The sequence below is a fragment of the Edwardsiella ictaluri ATCC 33202 genome, from assembly GCF_000264785.1.
In the GTDB taxonomy this organism is placed as follows: domain Bacteria; phylum Pseudomonadota; class Gammaproteobacteria; order Enterobacterales; family Enterobacteriaceae; genus Edwardsiella; species Edwardsiella ictaluri.
Genome location: NZ_AFJI01000105.1, coordinates 14,045 through 33,604, shown reverse-complemented (window position 1 = coordinate 33,604; position 19,560 = coordinate 14,045). Strand labels below are relative to the sequence as shown.

Annotated in this window: 18 protein-coding genes and 1 pseudogene; 9 read left to right on the top strand and 10 right to left on the bottom strand. The window is 62.6% G+C overall.

The features are described 5' to 3' along the window. Window position 1 precedes the first annotated feature (1 nt). From pdxR to EIEH_RS15825, 6 genes and pseudogenes are all read right to left on the bottom strand, one after another. Window positions 2-1,459 (bottom strand): MocR-like pyridoxine biosynthesis transcription factor PdxR, encoded by a 1,458-nt coding sequence (gene pdxR, locus EIEH_RS15845; protein WP_015871633.1) that lies wholly within the window; start codon window positions 1,457-1,459, stop codon window positions 2-4. Window positions 1,460-1,590: 131 nt separating this feature from the next. Continuing rightward, a complete protein-coding gene (locus EIEH_RS18150) occupies window positions 1,591-1,707 on the bottom strand; it encodes a YceO family protein (RefSeq protein ID WP_015871632.1) in 117 nt (38 codons plus the stop codon). Window positions 1,708-1,811: 104 nt separating this feature from the next. Then, a complete protein-coding gene (locus EIEH_RS18145) occupies window positions 1,812-1,928 on the bottom strand; it encodes a hypothetical protein (RefSeq protein ID WP_226092428.1) in 117 nt (38 codons plus the stop codon). 342 nt (window positions 1,929-2,270) lie between these two features. After that, entirely contained in the window at window positions 2,271-2,525 is a 255-nt protein-coding gene (gene bssS, locus EIEH_RS15835; RefSeq protein ID WP_035610248.1) for a biofilm formation regulator BssS, read from the bottom strand. A 129-nt stretch (window positions 2,526-2,654) separates the two neighbouring features. After that, entirely contained in the window at window positions 2,655-2,903 is a 249-nt protein-coding gene (locus EIEH_RS15830; RefSeq protein ID WP_015871629.1) for a DinI-like family protein, read from the bottom strand. A 91-nt stretch (window positions 2,904-2,994) separates the two neighbouring features. Beyond that, window positions 2,995-3,685 (bottom strand): annotated as a pseudogene (locus EIEH_RS15825) (DeoR family transcriptional regulator). Between the two features lie 72 nt (window positions 3,686-3,757). Here EIEH_RS15825 and EIEH_RS19160 point away from each other — a divergent pair. The 4 genes from EIEH_RS19160 to EIEH_RS15810 all read left to right on the top strand — a co-directional run bounded on the left by EIEH_RS19160 (window position 3,758) and on the right by EIEH_RS15810 (window position 7,130). After that, complete coding sequence (locus EIEH_RS19160) at window positions 3,758-3,940, top strand: hypothetical protein (protein WP_133175607.1); 183 nt, start codon at window positions 3,758-3,760, stop codon at window positions 3,938-3,940. 158 nt (window positions 3,941-4,098) lie between these two features. After that, on the top strand, window positions 4,099-5,403 hold the full coding sequence (locus EIEH_RS15820; RefSeq protein WP_015871625.1) for an NAD(P)/FAD-dependent oxidoreductase: 1,305 nt from the start codon (window positions 4,099-4,101) through the stop codon (window positions 5,401-5,403). Window positions 5,404-5,517: 114 nt separating this feature from the next. Next, window positions 5,518-6,426, top strand: a complete 909-nt coding sequence (locus EIEH_RS15815; RefSeq protein ID WP_015871624.1) for a DMT family transporter — start codon at window positions 5,518-5,520, stop codon at window positions 6,424-6,426. Between the two features lie 155 nt (window positions 6,427-6,581). Further along, on the top strand, window positions 6,582-7,130 hold the full coding sequence (locus EIEH_RS15810) for a glycine zipper 2TM domain-containing protein (protein WP_015871623.1): 549 nt from the start codon (window positions 6,582-6,584) through the stop codon (window positions 7,128-7,130). A gap of 60 nt (window positions 7,131-7,190) precedes the next feature. On the opposite strand, the gene mfd is transcribed toward EIEH_RS15810, so the two are convergent. Further along, window positions 7,191-10,652 carry a transcription-repair coupling factor gene (gene mfd / locus EIEH_RS15805; RefSeq protein ID WP_015871622.1) on the bottom strand — a complete coding sequence of 1,154 codons (3,462 nt, stop codon included), beginning with the start codon at window positions 10,650-10,652 and terminating at the stop codon, window positions 7,191-7,193. Between the two features lie 219 nt (window positions 10,653-10,871). Here mfd and lolC point away from each other — a divergent pair, with 219 nt between their 5' ends. From lolC to cobB, 5 genes are read left to right on the top strand one after another with little or no spacing between them, the layout of a single operon-like run. After that, a complete protein-coding gene (gene lolC, locus EIEH_RS15800) occupies window positions 10,872-12,074 on the top strand; it encodes a lipoprotein-releasing ABC transporter permease subunit LolC (protein WP_015871621.1) in 1,203 nt (400 codons plus the stop codon). Then, the gene (gene lolD, locus EIEH_RS15795) at window positions 12,067-12,786 is read left to right on the top strand and encodes a lipoprotein-releasing ABC transporter ATP-binding protein LolD (protein WP_015871620.1); all 720 of its coding nucleotides are present in this window, start codon (window positions 12,067-12,069) and stop codon (window positions 12,784-12,786) included. Before lolC ends, lolD begins: the two co-directional genes overlap by 8 nt. Next, window positions 12,786-14,033, top strand: a complete 1,248-nt coding sequence (gene lolE, locus EIEH_RS15790) for a lipoprotein-releasing ABC transporter permease subunit LolE (RefSeq protein ID WP_015871619.1) — start codon at window positions 12,786-12,788, stop codon at window positions 14,031-14,033. The genes lolD and lolE overlap by 1 nt, the downstream gene beginning before the upstream one ends. A gap of 11 nt (window positions 14,034-14,044) precedes the next feature. Then, complete coding sequence (gene nagK, locus EIEH_RS15785; RefSeq protein WP_015871618.1) at window positions 14,045-15,001, top strand: N-acetylglucosamine kinase; 957 nt, start codon at window positions 14,045-14,047, stop codon at window positions 14,999-15,001. Further along, a complete protein-coding gene (gene cobB / locus EIEH_RS15780; RefSeq protein ID WP_015871617.1) occupies window positions 15,001-15,867 on the top strand; it encodes a Sir2 family NAD+-dependent deacetylase in 867 nt (288 codons plus the stop codon). The genes nagK and cobB overlap by 1 nt, the downstream gene beginning before the upstream one ends. 52 nt (window positions 15,868-15,919) lie before the next feature. Here cobB and EIEH_RS15775 read toward each other — a convergent pair whose 3' ends face one another. The 3 genes from EIEH_RS15775 to phoP all read right to left on the bottom strand — a co-directional run bounded on the left by EIEH_RS15775 (window position 15,920) and on the right by phoP (window position 19,337). Next, on the bottom strand, window positions 15,920-17,041 hold the full coding sequence (locus tag EIEH_RS15775; protein WP_015871616.1) for a ribosomal protein uL16 3-hydroxylase: 1,122 nt from the start codon (window positions 17,039-17,041) through the stop codon (window positions 15,920-15,922). 158 nt (window positions 17,042-17,199) lie between these two features. Then, on the bottom strand, window positions 17,200-18,666 hold the full coding sequence (gene phoQ, locus EIEH_RS15770) for a two-component system sensor histidine kinase PhoQ (RefSeq protein WP_035610238.1): 1,467 nt from the start codon (window positions 18,664-18,666) through the stop codon (window positions 17,200-17,202). Beyond that, on the bottom strand, window positions 18,663-19,337 hold the full coding sequence (phoP, locus tag EIEH_RS15765; RefSeq protein WP_015871614.1) for a two-component system response regulator PhoP: 675 nt from the start codon (window positions 19,335-19,337) through the stop codon (window positions 18,663-18,665). Before phoP ends, phoQ begins: the two co-directional genes overlap by 4 nt. Window positions 19,338-19,560: the final 223 nt, after the last annotated feature.

The window sequence follows — 19,560 nt, the reverse complement described above, 5'->3', positions numbered from 1 at the left end:
TTTAGGCCAGCCCCAGCTCTTTGGCTGCGCTGGCGATGATCGCCAGCGCCCGCCGGATCTTCACTTCAGACAGGGCGCTAAATCCAAACAGCATCAGCGGTGCACCGTTGTGCGCCATGTAGGCGCACTCCGAGCCATTGCACATGCTTTGCAGCGTATCGAAGCGCACGCCGTCGCGCAGGCAGCGTTCGCGCAGCTGGTTAACCCGCTGCGCCGGGAGATCGGTCTTCAGGGTCAGGTGCAGTCCCGATGAGGTGCCCAACAGGCGCGCGCGCGGAAACAGGGCGCTCAGCCCTTCGCGCAGCAGCTTCTGCCGCGCGGCATACTCCAGCTCCAGCTTGCGCAGGTGGCGGTGGTAGCCCTGATCCTGCATAAAATCGGCCAGGAACTGTTGATATAGCCAGCTGGCGCCGTGGTTCCACAGCGCCTTCAGATTCAGGATCGGCTCCACCAGTCGATCCGGGCAAACCATAAAGCCGAGCCGCATGCCCGGCCCCAGAGTTTTGGAGAAGCTGCTCAGGTAGATCACGTTGTTGGCATCCTCCAGTGACTTTAGCGCCGGCAGCGGCTGCGTCCCGTAGAGGAAGGTGGTGTCGTAGTCATCTTCGATCACGTAGGCGTTGGAACGGCGCGACCACTCGAGCAGGGCCAGGCGGCGCGCCAGTGGCAGGGTGCTGCCCACCGGGTATTGATGAGAGGGGGTCACATAGGCCAGCGCGCACTGCTGCTCAGGCAGCAGATCGGTACGCAGACCGCCGTCATCGACCGGTATGGCGTGAATATGGGGGGCGAAACTGTTGAATAGGTTCCAGGCGCCGGAATAGCACGGTGATTCGACGGCGATGTGCTCCTGCGGTGTCAGCAGGGTGCGGGCCAGCAGCGCCAGTCCCTCCTGCACGCCGTTGGTGATGATGATGTGCTGCGGATCGGTATGGAAGCCGCGGGCGCCAGCCAGGTATTTAACCAGCTCCTGGCGCAGTGACAGCAGCCCGGCCGGAGGATGATAGCGGGTCATCAGCAGGTGCTTGCTGCGCGATGCCTTGTTGTTCCAGCTACGCCAGCGCTGCCAGGGAAAGGCCGACTCATCGGGATTGCCCAGGCTGAAGAACAGCGGACTGTTGACGTCGACGTAGGTTTCTGGCGCCTGAGTACACAGCACGCTGGGCGGATGATCCAGCTCTTGCTGCGCCGCCGGGCTCTCGGGTAGATCAATATGGCTGGCCTGCACGACGTTATAGCCGACGCCGGGGCGGCTGGCGATGAACCCCTCCTGCAGCAGCTTCTCATAGACGGCGGTAATGGTATTGCGTGAGACCTGCAGCTTGCTGCCCAGCTCGCGGATCGAGGGCAGGCGTTCACCGCACTGCAGCGAGCCATCGTGCAGGGCGGTATGAAACTGTTGGTAGATTTGTTTTTGCAGCGAAAGTGGGCTGTTACGGTCCAAAGTAAACGACAGCATGCCTGTTCCAAACGGGATCAATGACCTGATGGTTCCACTATTATCACAGCGGATGGCGATGTGCACGCGGCATGCGCGGCTGTTCACATAAATTGTGTGGCGCTGTCAGCGGTGGCGTTCACCCCGGATGCTCAGGCAAACCACAGATAGTAGAGATCGAAGGCCAGCAGCAGCAGTGAGACGGCCAGGTAGAACAGCAGGTGGTGACGGACGCTATCGATGAAGCGGTGAATCAGGCGATTGAACATGGCTTTCACGGCGCAGGAGACGGAGCCTGAGTATAGGTAAAATGGCGCGCCCCCTCAACCCGGGGTGCAGGCCCCTGCCTCAGGCCGTCTGGGCGGACGCGGCGTCAGTAAATATGGCGGATCAGGTTATACGGATAGCACCGTTCGATGTGATTCTTTACCCGGATTTTTTCGGTCAGGCGCTGCTTATAGGCATAAACGGTGCGCGGACTGAGGCGCAGTCGCTGTGCGATACGTTATTGCACCTGGCTCTAGCACGGCGTGCAGCGGAGGATCAAAATAGGGGCGCGCCTATTTCTGCAGCCTTTTCAAGCCGGGTGGCGATAGCCATAGCCAGATGGTTCTTCAGGCAACCGGCAGTCGCGTCAACGATAGCCAGATTCCTCTGGGGGGCCAAGACCCGTGGTCCGCGTATCGCTACGGGATAGGGATAAGTATATATCGGGGTAGCGGGCGGATGGGAAAAGAGAAACACCGCCGCGGCGGTGTCGGTGTGGATCATAGGCCAACGCCGTAGGCGATGGGGTGGGTTCGGACGGGGCTCGGTGCCAATCCCTCCATCCCTAGTGCCTGAGGTAGTCACTCTGCTGACAGTCGCCGGACTCGATTTTGGCAATGCCGGCTTCCAGTATGGTGATCAGTTGCCGGGCAACGTCGGTGGTTAACCACAGGGTACGGTCAACCCGGGCATCTTCCGGTGGCTGATTCTGTGATGAAAGATAGTGAAGGCGGATCATGAGAGCGTCGTAGCTGTCTACGGTACTGATATCCCAACCAATAACGGGATGCGTCTGGATAACTTCATCCTTGCCGTTCATAAGACCCCCTTAAGCGTAGTGACTGACATGAGTTACTCACCAGGATCAATAAACGCATACTGTGCGCTTTCTCAGTATATGCACCTCTGGTCCACCCAGCATGCTTTTTCTGTGCGGTGAACGGCGCTGCTACCCGGGATAGTCGGGAGAGAACCAGTCGTCGGCGCTTTCCCAGGTCTCCTGCAGGATGGTTTCGACGATCTCCCGATCGCTCTTGATGCCGCCCAGTACGCTCAGGCCATTGGCGCCGGACTGACGCACCTGTACCGCGCAGTCGGGGTAGCGGCGCTGGATGCGGCGGGAAAATTCCTGATGGAAGGCGTCAAGCGCCCCCGGAGGCAGAGGGTTGCGCTTGTCCAACGTCAGTTCGATGCGCATGGGTAACTCCCTATGAGTGATTTACTGTAAATATATACAGCTATTGTCCCAGGGTTGCAAGGGGCGCCCGGGATTTTTCTGCGTGGCAGGATCAGCGGATACCGTTTTCAGCGATCTTATCGACCGCGATGCCCCGTCCCTTCAACGAGCCACGTTGTGCATCGCTTAAGCGGCAGTCGGTGATCACCCGGCTGATGGTGCCGGTGGACAGCAGTGGATGGGGGCTGGCCAAATTTTGACGCGTCGGTCAGGATGATGTTCTCCACGCCTTTGGCCAGCACGGCGCTGCACATCATGTCGCACCCGGTAAAGCCGCTCTCGGGATGAAAGCCGTCGATGCCGATGGAGGCCTTGCTGAAGTAGACCTGCTGGATACCCAGGTGGGTCAGTGGGCCGACTACGGTTTCGCGGCGCTTCTGATGCAGACCGCCCATCAGGATCACATCGCAGCCGGTCTCTTTCAGCAGATGGGCGATATAGGTGCTGACGGTGACCCGCGTGACCTGTTTACGCTCGGCCAGATAGCGCGCCAGCAGGGCGTTGGTGCTGCCGCTTTCGATAAAAATGGTCTCTCCGTCACTGAGCAGGGAGGCCGTATCGGCGGCCAGCGACTGCTTCAGGGTGAAGTTAATCATCATGCGGGTGTCGAGTTCCCCGCTCTCCAGGGCGACGGTAAAACCATGCACCCGCCTGAGGTAGCTGCGCTTTTCCAACAGCGTCAGATCCTGACGAATGGTGACTTCGGAAACCCGGAAGGTGCGGGCCAGGTCAGCGATGCTGATCGTTGACCCATTGCAGAAGTCTGGCGTTCATCGTGTCCTGTGCGGGCAGACGGCGGATGCCGGTGTGTTTCCATGCCGTCGTTTTCTGCCATGAAAACACCGTTGCCCGGCGGGATGAATATTCCGCGGGCATTCGCGGCGCAAAGGGCGCGGCAAAGAAGGGGAGGTAATGTCTCTGTTGCCATTATGCTGATAAATGTCAAAAAATATGCCATGGTGCACAAAAAACGGGCGAACAATCTCCACTTTATTTGATTTGAATCAATTATGGTATGACCAAATTACCCTTTGTGATATCGTGGCCACCGTGAGAGAACGACAGTAACCTTCGTCAGCCAAGCGGCCACTCTGGGTCATGTGGAGGCCATCTTTGGTTAACGAATGGTTTGCATTTTTTACCAAGGGAGAAAGCTTTGAGCGCAGCAAAGAAGAAAATCGTGATTGTTGGCGGTGGCGCCGGCGGACTCGAACTGGCAACCAGCCTGGGACATTCGCTGGGGCGCAAGGGTAAGGCAGAGATCGTGCTTATCGATCGCAACCACAGCCACCTGTGGAAGCCGCTGCTGCATGAAGTGGCGACGGGATCGCTGGATGACGGTGTCGATGCCCTGAGCTATCTGGCCCATGCGCGCAACCACCACTTCACCTTTCAGCTGGGCAGCATGACGGTGCTCGATCGTCACTCCCGCCGGGTCACGCTGGCGGAGATCCGCGATGAGCAGGATACGCTGCTGGTTGCCGAGCGTCAGCTGGACTACGACATTCTGGTGATGGCCCTGGGCAGCACCTCAAACGATTTCGGCACGCCGGGCGTGAGTCAGAACTGCATATTTCTGGACAGCCCGCAGCAGGCGCACCGTTTCCATAACGAAATGCTGAACCTGTTCCTGAAGTACTCGGCGGCGGGAAAAACGGACGATCAGGTAAATATCGCCATCGTCGGCGGCGGGGCCACCGGCGTCGAGCTGTCCGCAGAGCTGCACAACGCGGTGAAGCAGCTGCAGAGCTACGGCTATGAAAATCTTAGCAGTGCCGCGCTGAACGTGACGCTGGTGGAGGCAGGGGAGCGCATTCTGCCGGCGCTGCCGCCGCGTATCTCCGGCGCGGCCCACCAGGAGCTGAGCAATCTGGGGGTGCGGGTCCTGACCAACACCCTGGTGACCCACGCCGGGGCCAACGGCCTGCAGACCAAAGAGGGCGGGTTTATCCCGGCCGATCTGATGGTGTGGGCGGCAGGGATCAAGGCGCCGGACTTCCTGCGCGATATCGGCGGCCTGGAGACCAACCGAATCAACCAGCTGGTGGTGAAGCCGACGCTGCAGACCACCCTGGATAGTCATATCTTCGCCATCGGCGACTGCGCGGCCTGCGCGCAGCCGGACGGGCGCAATGTGCCACCGCGCGGCCAGGCCGCCCACCAGATGGCGACGCTGTGCGCCGCCAATATTCTGGCACTGCTGAAGGCGGCGCCGCTGAAGGATTATCTCTATCACGATCGCGGATCGCTGGTCTCCCTGTCGAAGTTCAGTACCGTAGGCAGCCTGATGGGGAATCTGACGCGGGGATCGATGATGATCGAAGGGCGTATCGCGCGTATCATGTATATCTCGCTGTACCGCATGCACCAGATTGCGCTGCACGGCTGTATCAAGACCGGTCTGATGATGCTGGTCGATAGCATCAACCGGGTGATCCGTCCGCACCTGAAGTTGCACTGATCGCATCGCGGGCCGACGGGCGCCGCCGCGGGCCCGTCGCGTTTCCCCCTCTTGACCCAGCCCGGTGCGGCGCGCACACTGGACAGCCCATGAACACCGCAGTGGTTGTCCAGAATGTCCCGTTTATTCGCTGTCCGTTTCTCCCTGACGCCGCAGGAGCTGATCCTGATCTTTATCACCATGCTGTGGGGTGGCACCTTTCTGATCGTGCACCGCGCCATGACGGTGAGCGGTCCGTTTTTCTTTGTCGGCCTGCGCTTTGCCGCCGCCACGCTGGTGCTGGGGCTGATCTCCTGGCGCCATCTGCGCGGTTTTACCCGCCGGGAGCTGCTGTGGGGGGGCTGTATCGGGGCGGCGATCGCCGCCGGCTACGGCCTGCAAACCTATGGGCTGCAGACCATCAGCAGCAGTAAGTCCGCCTTTATGACCGCGCTGTATGTGCCGCTGGTGCCGCTGCTGCAGTGGCTGTTTCTGGGGCGTCGGCCGCGCCTGATGGCATGGCTGGGCATCGGGCTGGCGTTTGTGGGACTGCTGCTGCTGGCCGGGCCGCAAGATGGCACCCTGACGCCGGGAGCCGGAGAGACGGCGACGCTGCTCAGTACCTTGGCCATTGCGGCGGAGATCATCTTGATCAGCGGCTGCGCCGGACGGGTGGACGTGCGGCGGGTCACGGTGATCCAGCTGGCGACGGCCTCGCTGCTCGGCTTTGCGCTGATGGCGCCAAACGGCGAATCGGTGCCGCCCTGTTCAGGTTACCTGCTGCTCAGCGCGCTGGGGCTGGGGGTAGCTAGCGGGATCATTCAGGTGACTATGAATTGGGCGCAGCGCAGCGTTTCGCCGACCCGGGCCACGGTGATCTACGCCGGTGAGCCGGTATGGGCCGGGGTGGTGGGGCGTATCGCCGGTGAGCGTCTGCCGGGGGTGGCGCTACTGGGTGCGACGCTGATCGTGGCGGGGGTGCTGATCAGCGAGCTGAAGCTGCGTCACCGCGGCCGCCATCGCCCAGCATCAGAATTATCCTGAATCTGCCCCATGCCGCCGCCGCGCGGCGATTTTTTCCCTTATTCCGATGGTTACCCCGGCGCAGGCTGCGCACACTGACGGCGATTATTGCGAAATCATCGGCCCCGCCCGTGTCCATTTCCGCGCACGGTGGGCCGTTAAGGGAGACGATCGGGATGAATAAATCCATGCTGGCCGGTATCGGTATTGGGGTGGCTGCGGCGCTGAGCGTGGCCGCCGTGGCCGGGCTGAAGGTGTTCGATGCGCCACCGCAGTATGCGCAGGTGCTGTCGGCGGTGCCGATCCATGACACCATCAAGACGCCGCGTAGGGTGTGCCGCGATGTGGCGGTGACCCACCGCAGGGCGGTGCAGGACGAAAACCGCCTGGCGGGCTCGCTGCTGGGGGCCGTGGCCGGCGGAGTGCTGGGTCACCAGGTCGGCGGCGGCCGGGGACGCGATGTGGCGACCGTGCTGGGCGCGCTGGGCGGTGGCTATGCCGGTAATCAGATCCAGGGGACCATGCAGCAGAATGACACCTACACCACCCGTGAGCAGCGTTGCACCACGGAGTATGATAAATCCCGTCGCCTGCTGGGGTACGATGTGACCTACCGCATCGGCGATCGGCGCGGCCGGGTGCGTATGGAGAGCGATCCCGGCCAGCAGATCCCGCTGGATGGCAACGGCCAGCTGATCATCGGGCAGGACGATCGCCGGGCCTGAGGGAAAGAGACGCGACGCGGCCAGAGGCCGGCGTCGCTCTCCTGGGCGGGTGTGCCGCCGCTAGATCCGATGTTCGGCGAAGTCGGCCAGCAGACGCTCGACGAAGGCGAGGCGCGCCTGACGCTCGCTGAGATCGCAGATGAACTTCAGCTTGCTGGGGCCGTCCAGCCGGAAGACCCCCGGCTGCTGCTGCAGTAGGCCGATCAGATACAGCGGATCGACGTGGTTCTTGTCGCTGAACTCGATGAATCCCCCCTTATCGTGCCCCTCGATCCGACGGATCCCCAGCGCCGCGGCCTGCTGGCGCAGTGCGGCGCACTGCAGCAGATTACGCGCCGCATCGGGCAGCGTCCCGAAGCGATCGATCAGCTCCGCGCGCAGGTCGGCGAGGGTATCCCCGTCGCCGGCGCTGGCGATACGCTTGTAGAAGGAGAGACGGGTGCCGACATCGGGGATCATCTCCTCCGGCAGCAGGGTAGGCATACGCAGCTCCACCTCGGTCTGCTGGCTGGTGAGATCCTCCAGGGAGGGTTCGCGCCCCTCTTTCAGCGCCGTGACCGCACTTTCCAGCAGCTCCATATACAGCGAGAAGCCGACGCTGGCCATCTGGCCGCTCTGATCATCGCCCAGCAGCTCACCGGCGCCGCGGATCTCCAGATCGTGCGTCGCCAGGGCAAAGCCGGCGCCGAGATCCTCCAGCGAGGCAATCGCCTCCAGCCGCTTCTGCGCATCGACGGTCATCGCTTTGGGCGGCGGGGTGAGCAGGTAGGCATAGGCCTGATGGTAGGAGCGTCCGACGCGCCCGCGCAGCTGGTGCAGCTGCGCCAGGCCAAAGTGGTCTGCCCGCTCAATGATAATGGTATTGGCGCTGGGAATATCGATACCGGTTTCGATAATGGTGGTGCAGACCAATACGTTAAAACGCTGGTGGTGGAAGTCGTTCATCACCCGCTCCAGCTCGCGTTCGCGCATCTGTCCGTGGCCGATGGCGATGCGCGCCTCCGGCACCAGGGTCGCCAGGCGATCGGCGGCTTTCTGGATGGTGTCGACGTCGTTGTACAGGTAGTACACCTGACCGCCGCGCAGGGTTTCACGCAGAATGGCCTCGCGTACCACCAGGCTGTCATATTCGCGGACAAAGGTCTTTACCGCCATGCGCCGCGCCGGAGGGGTGGCGATGATGGAGAGATCGCGCATGCCGCTCATCGCCATGTTCAGGGTACGTGGGATCGGCGTCGCCGTGAGCGTCAGAATATCCACATCGGCGCGCATCGCCTTGATGCGCTCCTTCTGGCGCACGCCGAAGCGGTGCTCTTCGTCGACGATCAGCAGCCCCAGATCGCGCCACTGTACGTCGCCCTGCAGTAGCTTGTGGGTGCCGATCAGGATATCGACCTTGCCGTCGACGGTATCCGCCAGTACCTGCGTCTGCTCTTTGGCGCTGCGGAAACGGGAGATCATCTCGATGCGCACCGGCCAGTTGGCGAAGCGGTCGCGGAAGTTATCGTAGTGCTGCTGGGCCAGCAGGGTGGTCGGCACCAGCACCGCCACCTGCTTGCCGCTGTGCACCGCTAGGAAGGCGGCGCGCATGGCCACTTCGGTTTTCCCGAAGCCGACGTCGCCGCACACCAGGCGATCCATGGCCAGCGGCTGGCACATGTCGCTGAGCACCGCGTTGATCGCCATCGCCTGATCCGCGGTGGTTTCAAACGGGAAGCCCTGACAGAACAGCTGGTAGGCCTCGCGGTCGTGGCGGAAGGCAAACCCCGCCTTGGCGGCGCGCATCGCATAGATATCCAGCAGCTCGGCCGCCACGTCACGCACTTTTTCTGCGGCCTTCTGCCGGGCGCGGCTCCAGGCGTCGCCGCCCAGACGGTGCAGCGGCGCACTGTCATCGGCGCCGCCGGCGTAGCGGCTGAGCAGGTGCAGCGAGGAGACCGGCACGTACAGCTTGGCGTCACCGGCGTAGCTGAGGATCAGGTACTCGCCCTTGATCCCGCCCGCCTCCAGGGTGGTCATCCCGCCGTAGCGGCCCACGCCGTGCTCCAGGTGTACGACCGGCTGTCCGGGCGTCAGCTCTGCCAGGTTGCGGATCAGCGTGTCGGTGTTGATGGTGCGGCGGCTATCCTGGCGACGGCGGCTGACGCGTTCGCCGAGCAGATCGCTTTCGCAGATCAGCGCCAGCGCCAGCGGGGCGTTGATAAAGCCGTGCTCGCTGGCGCCGACCATGATGTAGCGGCCGCCGGGCTCGGCCTCCTCAAGCTGGGCGATCAGCCGCGGCGCCACCTGAATGCGCGCCAGCAGCTCCAGCAGCGTTTCGCGACGGCCTTCGCTTTCCGCGCTGAACACCACGCTACCGCTAAACTCCGCTAGGAAGCGCTGCAGGTTAGCCAGGGGCTTCTTGCTCTGCGCTTCTACCGCCAGGGTCGGCAGCGGCTGGTAGTGCAGGTTGGTGTGTCCGGCATGGTTGTCGAGCGCGTCACGGATCAGCTGAATGCGCGGCCACTGCTTGAGGGCGGCAAACAGTTCATCCACGCGCATCCACAGGCTTTCCGGCGGCAGCAGCGGGCGCATCGGATCGATGCCGCGGCTGGCCCGGCGCTGCTCAATGTCCTGCCAGAAGCGTTCGGCAGCCTGGTGCAGATCGCCCAGTCCCAGCAGCAGTGTCCCTTCCGGCAGGTAGCTGAACAGCGTCGGCAGCGGTTGGTTAAAGAACAGCGGCTGCCAGTATTCGATCCCGGCGGGCCAGATCCTTTTACTGACCTGCTGGTAGATGTGCTCGGCGTCGCGGCGCACCTCAAAGTGCTCGCGCCACTGGCTGCGGAACAGTTCGATGGCCGTCTGATCGGTGGGAAACTCGTGGGCCGGCAGCAGATCGATGCGCTCGACCTCGTTCAGGGTACGCTGGCTGTCGACGTCGAACAGGCGCAGGCTGTCGATCTCATCGTCGAAAAAGTCGATGCGGTAGGGCTCGTCGCTGCCCATCGGGAACAGGTCGAGCAGGGCGCCACGGGTGGCGAACTCGCCGTGCTCCATCACCTGATCCACGCTGCGGTAGCCCGCCTGCTCCAGCTGGGCGCGCAGGATATCGCGCGACAGACGCTGGCCCTTTTTCATCACCAGCGCGTGGCCGTGCAGAAAGCTGTGCGGGCAGACGCGCTGCATCAGCGTATTGATCGGCAGTATGATTATCCCGCGCGCCATTCCCGGCAGATGGTAGAGGCAGGAGAGGCGGGCGGAGATGATATCCTGGTGCGGCGAGAAGCTGTCGTAGGGCAGCGTCTCCCAGTCTGCCAGGGTGGTGACCCACTGGCGGCTGAACTGGGGAATTTCGTCGCGCAGACGCAGGGCGGTCTGCATGTCGGGCACCACCAGCATCACGGGGCCGGCGTGCCGCTCAGCGATTTCGGCGCACTCCAGCGCGCAGGCGGAGCCGCTCAGCTGGCCCAGTTGGCGGACGTCGCCCGCGCGCGCGGGCAACGGGTAACGTTCTGGCAGGGTAAGACGGTATTGTTCAGACATAGGGCGTTTGCAGATCTCGTGTACGTCGTCTCCCAATACGGGGAACTCAACGGATGTCAGCGTAGATAATATCACTATAAACCCGCACGGAGACAAGCGTGGGTTTCACGCGTGCGCTGCGCGGGTTTCTGCGGCGGCGGGCGTGGAGATGACCATTGTGATAACCTGTTCACAGACATATACTTGCCAATCACTTTGCGCATTGCAAGAAAGAGAGCCATGCATCAACCTGTCGCCCTATTTATTGGCCTGCGCTATATGCGCGGGCGCGCCTCGGACCGCTTCGGGCGGTTTGTGTCCTGGCTGTCTACCATCGGCATTACGCTGGGAGTGATGGCGCTGGTCACCGTGCTGTCGGTGATGAACGGATTTGAGCGCGATCTGGAGCAGAGCATTTTAAACCTGATGCCGCAGGCGGTGGTGACCACCCCGCAGGGGCAGCTGGACCCCGCCCGCTATCCGGCATCGCTGCTGCAGGGGCTGCCCGGCGTACACCGGGCGGCGCCGCTGACCACCGGCGATGTGGTGCTGCAGAGCCCGCACAGCGTGGGTGTCGGCGTGATGATCGGCGTCAATCCTGACGAGGCCGATCCCCTGGACCGCTATCTGAACGGCGTTAGCCAAAGCGCGCTGCAACCGGGCCAGTACCGCGCTATCCTCGGCAGCCAGCTGGCCGCCGAGCTCGGCGTCAAGGCCGGTGACCGGGTGCGTCTGATGGTGCCGAGCGCCAGCCAGTTTACCCCGATGGGGCGGATTCCCAGCCAGCGTATCTTTACCGTGATCGGTACCTTTAACGCCGACAGCGAGGTGGATCAGACGCAGCTGCTGGTTAACCAGCAGGATGCCTCGCGGCTGATGCGCTATCCGCTGGGTCACATCAGCGGCTGGCGTCTGTTTATGGATCGCCCGCTGGATATCGAGGCACTGGTGGCGCACGCACTGCCCGACGGACTGGTATGGCAGGACTGGCGCGCCCGCAAGGGTGAGCTGTTCCAGGCGGTGAAGATGGAGAAAAATATGATGGGGCTGCTGCTCAGCCTGATCATCGCCGTGGCCGCCTTCAATATCATTACGTCGCTGGGGCTGCTGGTGATGGAGAAGCAGGGCGAGGTGGCCATTCTGCAGACCCAGGGGCTGACCCGGCGCCAGATCATGAGCGTCTTTATGGTGCAGGGCGCCAGCGCCGGGATCATCGGATCGCTGCTGGGGGCTCTGCTGGGAGCCCTGCTGGCCAGCCAGCTGAATACCCTGCTGCCGGGGTTGGGCGATATGCTCGGCGGCGGCACGCTGCCGGTCGATATTCACGCAGGTCAGGTGGTGACCATTGCGCTGGTGGCCATGCTGCTCTCCCTGCTGTCAACGATTTATCCTTCATGGCGCGCCGCCGCCGTTCATCCTGCCGAGGCATTACGTTATGAGTAACCCTTCATCCCGGGCTCCCGCACTGCTACAGTGCAAGGGACTGAGCAAAAGCTACCAGGAGGGCAAACTGAGCACCGACGTTCTGCGTCAGGTCTCGTTTGATATCCATCCGGGAGAAATGATGGCGATCGTCGGCAGCTCCGGCTCCGGCAAGAGTACCCTGCTGCACCTGCTGGGGGGGCTGGATACCCCGACCAGCGGCGAGGTGATCTTCAAGGGGAATTCGCTTAACGCCATGTCGGCATCGGCCAAGGCGGCGCTGCGCAACCGTGAGCTGGGATTTATTTATCAGTTTCACCACCTGCTGCCGGACTTTAATGCGCTGGAGAATGTGATGATGCCGCTGCTGATCGGCGGAATGAAGTCTAAGCAGGCGCAGCCGCAGGCGCTGGCGATGCTGAAGTCCGTCGGGCTGGCACAGCGCGCCCACCATCGGCCATCGGAGCTGTCGGGCGGTGAGCGGCAGCGCGTCGCCATCGCGCGGGCGCTGGTGCATAACCCGTCGCTGGTGCTGGCCGATGAGCCGACCGGTAACCTGGATATGCGCACCGCCGATACCATCTTCGACCTGCTGGGGGAGCTGAACGTGCGTCAAGGGACGGCCTTTTTAGTGGTGACGCACGATCTGGCCCTGGCGGGCCGTCTGCGCCGCCAGTTGGAGATGCGTGACGGTCAGCTGACCCAGGAGCTGACGCTGATGGAGACTCGCTGATGGATCTGGCGCTCGCATTACACATCGCGCGCCGCTTCAGCCGCGGGCGGCGCAGGGGCGGCATGGTGTCGCTGATCTCGGTGATTTCAACGGTCGGTATTGCGCTCGGGGTGGCGGTGCTGATCGTCGGCCTCAGCGCGATGAACGGATTTGAGCGCGAGCTGGATCAGCGCATCCTGTCGGTGGTGCCGCACGGCGAGATCTACCCGGTGGAGCAGCCCTTTACTGACTGGCAGTCGGTGCTGGCACGCGTCGATCGGGTGAAGGACGTGGTCGGCGCGGCGCCCTACGTTAACTTTACCGGGCTGATGGAGCACGGCAGCCAGTTGCGCGCGGTACAGGTACGCGGGGTGGATCCCGCCCAGGAGAGCCGGGTTAGCTCCCTGCCGCGCTATGTTCTGGATAACGCCTGGGTGGACTTTCACGCCGGCGGACAGCAGGTGATCCTGGGCAAGGGGGTCGCCGATGCGCTGGGCGTCCGGCGCGGAGACTGGGTGACGGTGATGGTGCCCAACAGCGATCCGCAGATGAAGTTGCTGCAGCCCAAGCGCATTCGGCTGCAGGTGGGGGGCATTCTGCAGCTGAGTGGGATGTTGGACCATACCCTGGCGTTGGTTCCCCTGGCCGATGCCCAGCAGTATCAGGATCTGGGCGACAGTGTGACCGGGATAGCCATCAGGGTTGCCGATCCGTTCCAGGCCGACAAAGTGGTGCGCGCGGCGGGAGAGGTGACCAACGACTACGTCTACATCCGCAGCTGGAAAGGTACCTATGGCTATATGTTCCGCGATATTCAGATGATCCGCGTAATCATGTATCTGGCCATGGTGCTGGTGATCGGCGTCGCCTGTTTCAATATCGTCTCGACCCTGGTGATGGCGGTGAAGGACAAGAGCAGTGATATCGCCGTGCTGCGTACGCTGGGCGCCCGGGATGGACTGATCCGCGCCATCTTTATCTGGTATGGACTGCTCTCCGGGCTGGTGGGCAGCCTGTGCGGGGTGGCTATCGGCGTCGCGGCGTCGCTGAAGCTGACGCTGATTGGCCGCCTCATTGAGCGCCTGCTGGGACATCGCCTGCTCTCGGGTGATATCTATCCAATCGACTTCCTGCCCAGTCAGCTGCAGTGGAGCGATGTACTGGCGGTGCTGCTGACGGCTATCGTGCTGAGTCTGCTGGCCAGCTGGTATCCGGCGCGGCGCGCCAGCCGTATCGACCCTGCGCGGGTGTTGAGCGGCGGTCAGTGATGGGGGCGTCGATGTATTACGGTTTCGATCTCGGCGGCAGTAAGCTGGCGCTGGGAGTGTATGATGAGAGTCTGAGCCGGGTCGGCTACCGGCGCGTGGCGACGCCGCGCGAAGATTACGCCGCGCTGCTGGCGGCGCTGGAGACGCTGATCCACGAGGCCGATCGCCGCTACGGCACATGCGGCCGCGTCGGGATCGGTATTCCCGGCTTGCAGCGCCCGGACGGCACCCTGTTTTGCGCCAATGTGCCGGCGGCGATGGATCGCCCGCTGGCCCGGGATCTGGCGGCGCGCGTTGGCCGCGAGGTGCGGGTAGAGAACGATGCCAACTGTTTTACCCTCTCCGAGGCGTGGGACAGCGCGGCGCAGGCCTACCCAAGCGTGCTGGGGATCATTCTGGGCACCGGCGTCGGCGGTGGTCTGGCGATCGACGGGCGGGTGTACCGCGGAGCCAACGGCGTCGCCGGCGAGTTTGGCCATCTGCGCTTACCGCTGGATGCGCTCGATCTGCTGGGCGCCGATACGCCGCGTCTGGTCTGTGGCTGCGGTCAGCGTGGCTGTATGGAGAATTACATCTCGGGGCGCGGATTTGCCTGGCTGTACCATTATGTCTATGGCGAGGCGCTGACGGCGCCGCAGATTGTGGCCCGCTACCGGGAGGGCGATGCGCGGGCACAGGTTCACGTCGCGCGCTTCGCTGATGTGCTGGCCATCTGTCTGGCCAATCTGTTTACCGTCCTCGATCCCCATCTGGTGGTGATCGGCGGCGGGCTGTCTAACTTTAGCGAGCTGTTTGCCCTGCTGGAAACGCGGATTTCGCGTTACCTGCTGCGCGTCGCCCGGGTGCCGCCGATCATTGCGGCCCGCTATGGAGATGACGGCGGCACGCGCGGCGCCGCTTTTTTACATCTGAGCGACACCCGCTGCATGGCCCGTGTGGCGGCATGCGCGGATAAGGAGTCATCATAATGAAAACGCGTCATCGTATTTGTCGCATCAGGAAAAACAAACGGCTACACCATCAGCGGCTGCGCTCTCTGGTCTATTATCAGGATATCGTCTGGGGACATGCCGCGGGGGCCGATGCCGATAAGGGGGAGACCATGAAACTGCCTTTCGTAGTGGTACTGACGGGGGCCGGTGTGTCGGCAGAATCCGGGATCCGGACTTTCCGCGCGGCCGATGGCCTGTGGGAGGAGCACCGGGTGGAGGATGTGGCCACACCGGAGGGGTATCGGCGCGAGCCTGCGCTGGTACAGGCGTTCTATAACGCTCGTCGTCATCAGCTGCAGCAGCCGGCGATCCAGCCCAACCCGGCGCACCTGGCGCTGGCGCGTCTGGAACAGGCGCTGGGCGACCGTTTTTTGCTGGTTACCCAGAATATCGATAACCTGCACGAGCGCGCCGGGAGCCAGCGGGTGATCCATATGCACGGCGAGTTGCTCAAGGTGCGCTGCACCCAGTCGGGGCAAGTGGTGAGGTGGTTGGGCGATCTGAGCGTGGATGACCGTTGTCACTGTTGCCAGATCCCGGCGCCGCTGCGTCCGCACGTGGTATGGTTCGGCGAGATGCCGATCGGGATGGATGAGATCTACCCAGCGCTGCAGCAGGCGGATGAGTTTATTGCCATCGGCACCTCGGGCCATGTCTATCCCGCCGCCGGATTTGTCCATGAAGCGCGTCTGTGCGGCGCCCATACGGTGGAGCTGAATCTGGAGCCGAGCCAGGTGGAGAGCGAGTTCGATGAGCGACACTACGGCCCGGCCAGTCAGCTGGTTCCGCAGTATCTGCAGCAACTGCTGATCCGCTGCGGCTTTCCCTCCGACGGTCAGTAATGCCCGCATCGGCAGCGCCCCCGCTTACGGTCGCGCTGCCTTACGCGTATGTTCAGTCCTGGAAGAACCAGTACCCGCTGTTAATCAGCCCGGTCAGGTCGGTCAGGAAGGCGGGATCGTCCAGCGCGCAGCCCAGTGCGGTGGCGTTCAGGCAGGTATGACGCGCCAGCGTATCGAGCGCGGCGGCGTTCTCACTGTCGAGGGGTTCCCCGTTGATATAGCAGCGCTCCGCGATCCGCAGCACCCGAATTCCCCCCAGACGCTCCAGTACCTCGCCCGCCTGCAGCAGCTCATAGACCTCTCCGGCCTGATAGGGCGGCTCCGGCGGAGCGATGTCCAGCTCGTGGCGAGACTGGCTGATAAACTCGCCGAACCAGCGCTGGAAGCTGTCGCCGTCGTTGAGCTGGGCCACCATCATGGTGCGCAGGGCGTCCAGCTCCTGCGGCAGGATCTCCGCCGGATTGTCGCGTTGCGCCAATTGTGGATCGACATAGTGGTTGCCGCCGAGATCGTGGGCCAACATATGATCGGCAAAGCCACTGATCAGCTCGCGGGCGTTGGGCGCCCGGAAACCCACCGAGTAGTTGAGGGCGTTCTCCAGCGCATACCCTTCATGAGGGAAGTGGGGCGGGATATACAGGATATCGCCCGGTGACAGCTCGATGTCGATGATGGCATCAAAGGGATCGACCTGCAGCAGGTCCGGGTGCGGGCAGTGCTGACGGCGCTGTCCTTTCTCGCCGACACGCCAGCGTCTCCGCCCGCTGCCCTGGATGATAAAGACATCATACTGGTCGATATGGGGGCCGACGCCACCGCCGGGGACCGAGAATGAGATCATCAGATCGTCGAGGCGCCAGTCCGGCAGGTGCCGAAACGGCCGCATCAGCGCCGCCGCCGGTGTGTGCCAGTGGTCGACGGCCTGTACCAGCAGCGACCAGTTGGTCTCACCCAGGTGATCGTAGCTGGTAAACGGGCCGTGTGACACCTGCCACTGCCCATCGTCGCGGCAGACCAGGCGGCTATCCACCTCTTGCTCCATCGCCAGCCCGGCCAGTTCATCCGGTGAGAGCGGATCGATGAAGTCCTTGAAACCGTGCCGGATAACCAACGGGCGTTTTTGCCAATAGTTTTGCAGAAAGTCCTGCCAGTCGAGATCGAGTTGATAATGCATGGTGAGTGTCCTGTGATGGTGGTGGGCACAGAGGCCGCGGTGTTCCGCCGCGGCAGGAGATATCGGGTTACATCGCGTGGCGGGACTCTGCCCAGTATAACGGATGACGCGCGGCGATCCGCCGGGCTAAGGGGAATATTGTGCGGCCGGTGGTCGATTTAATTGCGATCCGGCTGTTGCTGGCCAAAGCGTACGCAGATGCGTGCGCCGCCCAGTGGACTGTCATCGACAGCGATGCTGCCGTCGTACTGATTGACCAGTTCGTCCACCAGTGCCAGCCCCAGCCCCTGGCCGGGGCGCAGGGTATCAGCGCGCTGACCGCGGGCGAACACCAGCTCGCGTTTGTCGTGTGGAATGCCGGGGCCGTCGTCGTCTACCCATAGCATCAGATCGCCGCCGTGCAGGCTGGCGCTGACCTCCACAAATTCCAGGCAGTATTTGCAGGCGTTATCCAGCAGGTTTCCGATCACCTCCATCAGATCGTTCTTTTCACCGATAAAGGTGAGCTCCGGCGGGATATCCAGCGAGATGTCCACCCCCTTGCGCTGGTAGACTTTGTTCAGCGCCGAGGTCAGGGCGTCGAGGATCGCTGATACCGAGTGCACCTCGCGGTTGAGCACGCTGTGTTCCGAATGGGCGCTGGCGCGGTGCAGGTAGTAGCCGATCTGCTGGGAGATACGGCTGATCTGCTCCAGCATGATCGGCTCGGCCTGTTCGACGCTCAGACTTTTCCCGTTGCGCAGGGAACGCAGGGTGCTCTGTAGCACCGCCAGCGGGGTCTTCAGGCTGTGGGTCAGATCGGCAAGGGTGGTGCGGTAGCGGGTATAGCGCTGGCGCTCGTTGTTCAGCAGGATGTTGAGGTTGCGCACCAGACCGCGCAGCTCATGAGGGGGATTTTCGCTGAGGCTATCGCGCTGCCCCTTCTCCAGCTCGCGTACCTGGGTGGCCAGGGCCTTGAGCGGTTGCAGGCTCCAGAAGGCGGCGAGCCACAGCAGGGGGATCACCAACAGCACGTTGGCTATCAGTACATAACTGAACCAGCCCCAGACCATGTCAGAGTTTTGCAGCTCCTGGGGGATGGTATCGACAACCACGATGGTCAGCGCCGGTAGGTGCGCCGTGGCAGTATATTGGCTGACGGCGACGGAGTGGGTCATGGCATCGGCGCTGTCGTCGTCGTAGTCCTTCAGCTGATTCTGCATCCGCGGGTTGTCGCCGAGCACCGTGCTGCTGAAATACTTGTTGCTGTCGATTTCATAAAAGCCCGGCTTCTCCAGCCAGCTGCGCTCAATGCGTTTTTCCAGCGCCGGTATCTGACGCTTAGACCAGAGCAGGCGTCCTTCACGGTCGTAAATCATCACCAGCGTCGGCGTATTCAGCGCCATGTTGGGTGGAGGGGTGATGGTCAGGCGTCCATCTTGCCAGTGGGCCAGGCTAAAAAACAGGTTGCTCTCACCGCGCAACAGACGGTAGGTGGTTTTGTCGAAGCTGACGGCGTAGCCAACCACTGCCACCAGGCCATAGGCCAGCGAGAGCAGGAACACCATCGCGGCGGTAGCCAGCATAAAGCGGGTGCGCAGCGATAAGGGGCGGGCTTTCCATGCCTGCCAGCGCTGTAGCATCATGCCGGCACGTCGAAGCGGTAGCCCTGACCGCGTACGGTGGTGATGACATCGGCCGGGTATTCACTCTGCAGCTTTTTGCGCAGGCGCCCCATCAGTACGTCGATAGTGTGGCTTTCACGCAGCTCGGCGTCGGGATAGAGCTGCAGCATCAGGGCATCTTTGCTGACCACCTTGCCGCTGTTGCGGATCAGGGTCTCCATGATGGTGTACTCAAAGGCGGTAAGTTTGATCAGCGTCTCGTTGACCCGCAGCTCACGGCGAGAGAGATCAGCCTGGAACGGGGGCATGCTGATGATCTGCGAGGCCAGACCGCTGTTGCGGCGCATCAGGGCCTGCATGCGTGCCAGCACCTCTTCTAAATGGAAGGGCTTGGTGACATAGTCATCGGCGCCCGCCTCCAGTGCTGCTACCTTTTCCTGCCAGCTTTCCCGGGCGGTGAGCACCAGAATGGGCAGGGTTATCTGCTCGCTACGCCAGCGGCGGATCATGCTCATACCGTCTTCCCCCGGCAGCCCGAGGTCGACGATCGCGATATCAGGGCCCTGTTCGCGCACGAAAAAGTCCGCCTCTTTGGCGTTTTCCGCGGCATCGACCTGGTGGCCCAGCTCACGTATCTGTACCGACAGGTGATGGCGTAGCAGATTATTGTCTTCGACGACTAAGATACGCATGTCTAGGTTCTTTCACTCCCGAATCAGGTTACCGGCCCTTCGCCGGATCCACTGTTTCACCCTAGCGGAAAGTCTGGGTAGCGTCCATGCAAATGATGCCGGGATCTACTCTCCCTAGGTCGCGATGGGCCGCCGTAGCGGGAATTTACGTCGGCTAACATAAACACTGTAATATCAACGGTAGATAAACTGAAGCGTCGCCTGGGGTGATAGTAGTCACGGA